Annotated in this window: 2 protein-coding genes; one reads left to right on the top strand and one right to left on the bottom strand. The window is 59.7% G+C overall.

The genetic code is table 11. From position 1 onward, the window contains the following. On the bottom strand, positions 1 to 1,041 hold a 1,041-nt coding region (locus WBP53_RS11260; protein ID WP_423928943.1), incomplete at its 3' end, for a hypothetical protein. Between the two features lie 167 nt (positions 1,042 to 1,208). On the opposite strand from WBP53_RS11260, the gene WBP53_RS11255 reads away from it, so the two are divergent. Continuing rightward, positions 1,209 to 2,715, top strand: a 1,507-nt coding sequence (locus tag WBP53_RS11255; RefSeq protein ID WP_423928941.1) for a M20/M25/M40 family metallo-hydrolase, incomplete at its 3' end; no start/stop codon positions are given.

Here is a 2,715-nt window from a genome sequence, read left to right as displayed (position 1 = left end):
GTACAGATAGCCTTCGCCGTCGAGATGGATCGGGTCAGCGTCAATGCCGGAGGGCTGCCGGAAATTTTCGCGCAAGCTGGGTCGCGCCGGATTGCCGGCGGGGAAGGGCAGGTAGTCCGGGGCGGATTGGCCTGGTCGCTGCAAGCTGCCGGCCGCAGCAACGCCATCGCCGTAGTAGTGATGCATCTCGCCCACGCCGTGGTCGAACAGAATACGCGGATCAGAATTTGCCCATGCGATGCGTCGTGATTCGATGTTGAGCATCATCGCGTTGAGTTCGACATCACTGATCAGCGCGTTGTCGGGATCGCGGCTTAGGTCACGTCGCCTCGGGCAGGCGTAAACGAAACACCAGAAGCCGACGTTGAAGTTCGGATACTCGTAGCTGGAAAGAAGCACGTCCACCTGTGGGTGAGTGGATGTGATCGAGCTGGTGATCGCTGCGCTATCTGTCAGCAACTGGGTGAAAAACGCTTCCTCGGAACCTGCTGCATCGAGATCCATGTTCTTGTACCAACCGCCACCGGACTTTCCGGCCAGCACGTCGTTGCCGCCAATGCTGAGCATCACACTGTCGATGGTCGGCTGAGCCTGGAGCGCAGCGTTGACGTTGTCTATCCACGGGTAGTTGGCCGTATCAACCCATTCGCGGACTTCGCTACCGGAAATCGCGTACTCGGTTCCTGTATGTCCGGGCCCCGGATTCGATCCCAGTGAGCGACTGACGGCCAGGTGATCCGCCATGCCGAATCTGTCGAAGATCTCGTTGTGGGCATCGTCATCCCACATGTATTGCGCCCAGCTGTCACCGGCCAGAAGCACTCGCGGTGTCGGAGTAGTGGAAGTGCAGGCCCCAGCCATATACGAGGGACGCTCCAATCGCGGGCGCTGACCTTCGTAGTTCCACGGGTACGGTCCCTGGGACGCCTGTGTAGCGTTCGTGGATTCTGCTTGCGCTCCGCTCGCGCAAAACAGCATGGGGAAACCGCATGCAGCGGCAATGGCCAGCAGCTTCCAGTTCGCGTCGTACGCAGTTCGCATGATTTCGGTTAGCCATCGATATCGAAGCGGCCATCATACCGTTCGCTGCACGTCGTTGCGCAGACGACGGCGCAAGAAAACCAGCAATCGGTCGGCTATCGTCCCGGCGTTGGCGAGTTGCCGTAGACTCGGATGCATTGGTTGAATTGGCCCAAGGGAGGTTGCGCATGAGATTCGTCGAATCCCCGAAAGATCGCTGGTCCGGTCTGTGTGTATTGCCGATTACCGCAGTCATGCTCGCGTGCAGCATGGCCGTTGCCGATTCGCCGCCACTGGATTCGATCAGCAAGGTTGTCGCCAGCCAGCACGATGCATCAATCAAGCGCCTGCAGGAATGGATTGCACTGCCTTCGATCGCGGCCGAGGATCTCAATTCGAAAGAGGGCGCGGAATACATGGCCCAATTGGCGCGCGATGCAGGCTTCCAGTTCGTGGAGATCATTCAGACCAGTGGCAAGCCTGGCGTTTTTGCAACGCTGGATGCTGGCTCCGAGAGAACCGTCGGCTTGTATTTCATGTATGACGTCAAGCAGTTCGATCCGGCCGAATGGAGTTCCCCGCCGCTGGAAGCTCGCATCATCGACAAGCCCGGTGTTGGCAAGGTAATGATGGGGCGCGGCGCGGTGAATCAGAAGGGGCCGCAATCGGCCCTGCTCGCTGCCTTGCATGCGATTCGCGATGCCAATCAGAAAATTCCGGTCAATATCGTGCTGGTTGCGGAAGGCGAGGAGGAAATTGGTTCACCGCATATCGGCGAACTGGTCCTGAATCCGAAGGTACACGCAGCCCTGGCCAGTACGACGGGCGTATTCATGCCTTCGGCCGGTCAGGGTCTTGATGGCCAGGTCAGGGTCAGCCTTGGAGCCAAGGGTGTAGTCGAACTGGAACTCGTTGCCAGTGGCGAGAAATGGGGCCGCGGTCCGGCGAAGGATGTACATTCCTCCCTGAAGGCCATGGTCGACAGTCCGAGCTGGCATCTGATCAAGGCGCTGAATACGCTTGTCTCGGACGATGGCAACACGATCACGATCGACAACTATCCGGTCGCGCCGCCCATCAGTGCCGGTGACAAGGCCATGGTTGCAGCCGCGACCGCCCAGAGCAACGAAGCGAATTTCAAGAAGCAGATCGGCGTGAAGCACTGGATAGACGATCTGGACTGGCAGGCGGCGAACGAGCGACTGGTCTCTCAACCCACGGTCAATATCGAGGGGCTCGTCGGTGGCTATACGGGCCCCGGCGGCAAGACCGTACTCCCGCACAAGGCGGTCGCAAAGATCGACATGCGGCTGGTTCCCGGAATGAAGAAGGACGCAGCCGTTGCTGCATTGAAGGCGCACCTGGCCAAGCGGGGCTTTGGCGACATCGAAGTCAGGGTCAGTGGTGGATACGACCCCACCAGTACCAGGGCCGATTCGGATCTGATCCAGGCACAATTGAGCGTGCTCAAGAGCGCCGGGCTGGATCCGGTCATGTGGCCACGCAGTGCCGGCTCCTACCCTGGGTTCATCTTCACCGAAGCGCCGCTAGGCCTGGCGTCGGGCCACTTTGGCTTGGGCCACGGCAGCGGCGCCCACGGACCGGACGAGTATTTCCTGATCGAATCCGCCAACCCGGCGATCAGGGGCTATGACGGTGCTGTGATGTCCTATGTGGAGTATCTCTATGAGTTGG

This window comes from Dokdonella sp. (genome assembly GCF_049593775.1).
Taxonomy (GTDB): domain Bacteria; phylum Pseudomonadota; class Gammaproteobacteria; order Xanthomonadales; family Rhodanobacteraceae; genus Dokdonella.
This window is presented reverse-complemented; position numbering and strand designations above follow the sequence as displayed.